The following is a 5,281-nucleotide window of genomic DNA, read 5'->3' on the forward strand; positions in this document are numbered from 1 at the left end:
ACAGAAAGTAGATAAAATTATGCCGTTCTCGTGGGGCGAGTTCAGAGAATTTCATGGTGACTGTTCCATCCTGTTATGCCTGAAAGTTGAGAGGGTGAGCCCCTCCCGGTTATTATTGGAAATGGATCGTTAACTGATAATGCCATTGCGTATCAAGCAGCAACCATTGCCGCAGTACGCTTGGAGTCCAGGAGTCATCCCCGCCGATGCCCATATGCTGGTGATCGAGGGCTATCCAGACGCCTTTCTCTGGCTGCATCCAGTGCCAGTGGTCGGTCTTCATTAACTGCTCGGTACTGTAGGGCTGAACCGAGAAATGGAAGTGTCCCTCTACGTGCCAGCGCCCCCAGTCGAGCGCTTTACTGTCACAGCGCAGGCCGTTCTCTGTCGGGAAAATATAGGGCGTACTCATCTCGTCAAGCGGGCGAACCCAGCGGGAGAAACAGGCGCTGGCGCGGCGATCCGGGTAGTTTTCATGTGGACCTAATCCCAGCCACGACACTGGTTTATGCTGATCCTGCGTCTGGAAACGAAGCCCAACGCGCGGCAGTGGCGGCAGAGTGCTCGCGCGTTTACCGTCAACCACCAGATGCAGTTTACCCTGCGAATCAAATGTCATCCGCCAGTGGCTGGCGATCACCACTTCGTCACCGCGAAGGTAGTGCCAGCGACTATCAATCAGCACCTCATGGGGTAGATGCTGCGCCTCGCACTGAACGCAGCGGGTGGTGAGTGTATACAGACCTGCACTTTTCCAGCGTTCAACCCAGGCGTTGGGATCGATGCGTTCGACTTCGCTCACCCCAATGTCATTGTCCAACGGTGCGCGAACGAACTGGTCGTGCAGTGGCGTCAGCAACTGTTCCACGCCGTCAACTTGCCAGTGTGTCAGCTGACCATTGTGGCGATTAACGATCCACTGCTGTGACCCGTGTCGTATAGTCCATTCATCGATACTTTCCGTAAGCTCTGGTGCTGTACCCGCCACGACCTGTGGCCGCAGCACCAGAGGGGAAGTGAGGGCGAACTGCTGCCAGGCGACGCGATGCTCTGCGTCGGACCATGCGGTGGACTGCGGCTGGACTACCTCCAGCGTCAGCCATATCGCTTCAGCCCCGGTAGGCAGTATTAACGGGTTGGCCAGCGTCAGCTCAATGTGATCCTCCGGTCCGATTTCCAGTGCGACAACGCCGTTGGCTACCGTCTCGCCAGCGGTTTGCACCTGCCAGCGCAGCTCTTCATTGTCCGTACAGCGGAACAGGTATTCGCTGCTGACGCGTACGCGCAGTGGATGTTGTGCCAGTAGGGCAAACTGGAAGAACTGCTGGGCATGCTTGGCTTCAATTAACGAAGGGTGGGGGCGACGGTCGGGGAAGACCAACCCGTTCATGCAGAACTGGCGGTCATTAGGTTTATCGCCAAAGTCGCCGCCATAGGCCCAGCCGGTGCTGCCGTCTTCAAAGGTCTTTGTGATGGCCTGATCGGCCCAGTCCCAGATAAACCCTCCCTGCAGGCGCGGGTAATCCCGAAATGCCTGCCAGTAATCGGCGAAGTTGCCCAAGCTGTTGCCCATCGCGTGGGCGTATTCGCAGAGGATTAGCGGACGTTGCTCACCTGGCAGGCTGATCCACTTTTTAATTCCCCATTTTGGCACTGATGGAATTAGTTGATCGCTGTCCACGCGGGCGTACATCGGACAGATGATATCGGTGGTGCTGGTGTCGGCGCCGCCGCCTTCATACTGCACCGGGCGGGAGGGATCGTTGCGCTTGAGCCAGTGGTACATCGCTTCGTGATTACCACCACCGCCGGATTCATTTCCGAGGGACCAGATAATAATTGACGGGTGGTTGCGGTTATTTTGCACCATGCGGGTCACGCGCGCGCTCCAGGCCGGTAGCCAGGCCGGATCGTCGGAGAGCCGATTCATTGGCACCATACCGTGGGTCTCTATATTAGCTTCATCGACTACGTACAGGCCGTAACGGTTGCAGAGTTCATACCAGCGCGGCGCGTTCGGGTAGTGAGAACAGCGTACAGCGTTGAAGTTGTTCTGCTTCATCAGCAGAATATCCTGCACCATATCCGCTTCACTAACGACCTGACCACGCTGGTGATGATGTTCGTGACGATTGACACCACGGATCAGCAGTGGTTTACCGTTCAGCTTCAGTAAGCCATTGTCAATTTCAACCCGCCGGAAGCCGATATCCCAGGCTTCGGCCTCGAGCAACGTATCGCCCTGCCACAAAGAGACCACCGCGCGGTAGCAGTTCGGCGTTTCTGCGCTCCACAATAACGGGCGTTCCACCGGCAACTGCATGGTGACGCGCTCGGCATAGTTGCCGCGTTCATCAATGGCTGTGGTACCCGGTTGCTGCTGCTGGCTGGCGACCTGCTGTATGCCGTTCCACAGCTCAACGCGTACTCTCAGTGCCTCAAGCTGTGGTTCCGGAGCAGTGACAGTGACGTTAACCAACATCTCGCCGTTGCGATACTGCGCATCGACCTGCGGCGTGAGCTGCACATCGCACAGGTGGAGTGTCGGTTTATTAAGTAGCCAGACGGAACGGAAGATCCCGCTCATCCTCCACATGTCCTGATCCTCAAGCCAGGTACCCGCGCTCCAGCGCATCACCATCACGCAGATACGGTTTTCACCGGCGTGGAGAGAAGCGCTAAGATCAAAGGCCGCGGGCAGACGACTGTCCTGCGAATAGCCAATCCATTCACCGTTGCACCACAGATGGAATGCCGAGCTCACACCGTCGAAGATAATTTGTGTCTGCCCATCGTTGCGCCAGTCTTCCCCGATGCTGAACGTCAGCGAGTAGCAGCCAGTTGGGTTATCTTCTGGCACCCGAGGTGGCGTGGTGTCGATAGGGTAGCGCACGTTGGAGTAGATGGGGGCGTCGTAGCCCTCCATTTGCCAGTTTGATGGCACCGGTGTTGTGCGGCTGTCTGGCAGATCGCCCTCCAGCCAGCGAGCATCTACCGCAAATGGGCTGTGAGCATAAGAAAACTGCCACTGACCGTCCAGCCGCCGCCGGTGTGTGGAAGGCCGGTTTTCCTGTGCGGCATGCAGATCGCGCCAGCTAACAAAGCCAGGATTCGCCGGTAGTCGGTTCAGGTGCGTGATGGTCTGATTCTGCCAGTCTTCACGGGCAAGTATGTCGTGAAACTGCAGTCTTAAAGCGGGCCTGGTATCGTAATTCGGCATAAGCATACCTATTTGATAAATGAAAATGTCGTTCGCTAGACAAGATGGGGGAGTTATCAGATATTTCGTTAATGCCCACAATTAATCTGATAATGAAATCGACTGATGATCACGAAATGCCGCTAAAATGACGACTTTTTGTCGTCTGTTCGACATATAATGTTAGCGATCGACATTGTTGTCGAAAAGTGAATGGAGAAAGCTATGCAGCGCCATATGGCAACACTGGAAGACGTAGCGCGTGAGGCGGGTGTATCAGAGCAAACCGTGTCACGAGTGCTGAATAAACCCGAGCTTGTGGCAGAACGCACCCGCGATAAAGTGATCCGCGCGATGCAGGGGTTGCACTATGTGCCTAACCGATCCGCGCAGCTGCTGGCGGGCAAATCGTCGCCATCAATTGGGTTGATTACCGCGTCGCTGACGCTGCATGCTCCTTCGCAAATTGCTGCATCGATAAAAAATTATGCCAGTGCGCACCAGTTGGAGGTTGCTATCGCAATGCCGGTAACGACGGAATACTCCTCGCTGCAAGCGAGGCTCAATGAATTCCGTGCGCAGAATATTCGAGGCGCGATTATCAATCTGCCGCTAGAGGGCAGTTGTGCGGAAAAGCTGGTGGCCGAAAACCCTGATATCTGCTGTCTATTTTTAGATATTTCTCCGGATGCCGATGTTAGTTGCGTACGCTTCGATCATCGGGATGGCTGTGGGGCCTGCATAACACATCTGTGGGAACAGGGTCATCGACATTTTGGCCTAATTGCCGGGCCGGAAAGCTCAGTATCGGCACGGATGCGCCTGAGCAGCTGGCGCGAGGCGCTGCACCGTCACGGTATCAGTAATGCGGTCACGGTTTTTGGTGATTGGAGTGCCGCCAGCGGATGGCATAAGGCTTTCGAACTGCTCCATAAGCATCCGCGGATTAGCGCTATCGTGGTGGCCAATGATCAAATGGCCCTGGGGGTGCTGAGCGCGCTGGCGCAACTCAATCGCAACGGTAGCCGGGCGGTATCGGTCACAGGCTATGATGATACGGCGGATAGCCTCTATTTTCAGCCGCCACTGACTACTGTGGCACAGGATTTCAACAAACTGGGTAAGCGGGCCGTTGAGCTATTAATGAAGCAAATGGCAGCGCCGCAGCTACTAGTTCGCGAGCTGCTGCCGACGCATCTGGTTGTCCGTCAGTCAACCTGGCCGGTTGTGGAGGACACGGGGAATGAGAAAGCACAGTTAATCAGTCAGCTAAAAACGCTGGTAAATAAACTGTGAGATGTCGTATTTCTCCGGCTGGTATTACCAATACAATTCGTGTGCTGAGCATGGACCCAATACAGAAAACCAATTCCGGTCATCAGGGCGTCCAGATGGACATGGATAAATATTTCCGGTTAAGGCTCATAATGACTTACACAATTAGTCGCATGAATAGCGGCGCGCGCTATCAATCTGTATATAGCTCCCAGGAAGGATGGTGATATCCAGAAGCCTGCCAGTTAAACAACTGACAGGCTCGACTGGCTAAACTCTTGCGGAATGTTTGTTTTATTTAACGATCTGCGCGTTTCTCACTACGCCATTTTCTTCTACAATACGCAACTGGTGGCCGGCTTTGCTCCAGTCACCGTTTGACTGATGATTCCAGCCTTTTTTAACCAGATAATCTTTGGCTACATTGCTTTTCATATTCAGGATGCTTTCTGCTTCGCCAGTAATCTGGCTGTACTGCTGTTTTGCCGTCAGCGCTGGTTTAGCCGCAGCAGCGTTCTGCGCTTTGGTTTTGTGAATGTCACATCCGTTGCCGTCGGTGACTTGGGTACAACCTGAGCGTTCCAACTGCGCACGGTATTTTTCACTAATGGCGTGTGCTGGAGCTGCCATGATAGCTGCAAGAGTCAGTGCGGAAATAAGCAGTTTTTTCATCATCATACCTTTAATCGTGTTAATGGGTAAATTCGTTACAGTCAAGTTGTCAGTTGTGGGGGAATGATATTAGTGTGGCAAAGGATTCGTTATTCGATTGTAAAAATAAAAACCTGACTACTAAATAATTGTTAC

Annotated in this window: 3 protein-coding genes and 1 pseudogene; 2 read left to right on the forward strand and 2 right to left on the reverse strand. The window is 54.0% G+C overall.

Going from position 1 to position 5,281, the window contains the following annotated elements; genetic code table 11:
* Positions 1-112: 112 nt before the first annotated feature.
* Positions 113-3,220, reverse strand: coding sequence for a beta-galactosidase (locus tag NNN71_RS23410; RefSeq protein ID WP_267453904.1), 3,108 nt, complete (start codon positions 3,218-3,220; stop codon positions 113-115).
* 204 nt (positions 3,221-3,424) lie between these two features.
* Between NNN71_RS23410 and NNN71_RS23415 the strand changes: the two genes are divergently transcribed.
* Together NNN71_RS23415 and NNN71_RS25325 are read left to right on the forward strand one after the other, a co-directional pair.
* Complete coding sequence (locus tag NNN71_RS23415) at positions 3,425-4,495, forward strand: LacI family DNA-binding transcriptional regulator (RefSeq protein WP_267453903.1); 1,071 nt, start codon at positions 3,425-3,427, stop codon at positions 4,493-4,495.
* Positions 4,492-4,701: a hypothetical protein gene (locus NNN71_RS25325; RefSeq protein ID WP_410734171.1), complete on the forward strand. Its 210-nt coding sequence runs from the start codon at positions 4,492-4,494 to the stop codon at positions 4,699-4,701. The genes NNN71_RS23415 and NNN71_RS25325 overlap by 4 nt, the downstream gene beginning before the upstream one ends.
* Before the next feature lie 265 nt (positions 4,702-4,966).
* Here NNN71_RS25325 and NNN71_RS25330 read toward each other — a convergent pair.
* A pseudogene (locus NNN71_RS25330) lies at positions 4,967-5,149 on the reverse strand (hypothetical protein); the annotation flags it as partial.
* Positions 5,150-5,281 lie beyond the last annotated feature (132 nt).

Origin of the sequence: Kluyvera sp. Awk 3 (genome assembly GCF_028069715.1) — a bacterium.
Lineage (GTDB): Bacteria > Pseudomonadota > Gammaproteobacteria > Enterobacterales > Enterobacteriaceae > Kluyvera > Kluyvera georgiana_A.

Excerpts from the sequence above, each read along its gene's own strand:
- NNN71_RS23410 (WP_267453904.1), bottom strand. The coding sequence starts at position 3,220 with ATGCCGAATTACGATACCAGGCCCGCTTTAAGACTGCAGTTTCACGAC.
- NNN71_RS23415 (WP_267453903.1), top strand. The coding sequence starts at position 3,425 with ATGCAGCGCCATATGGCAACACTGGAAGACGTAGCGCGTGAGGCGGGT.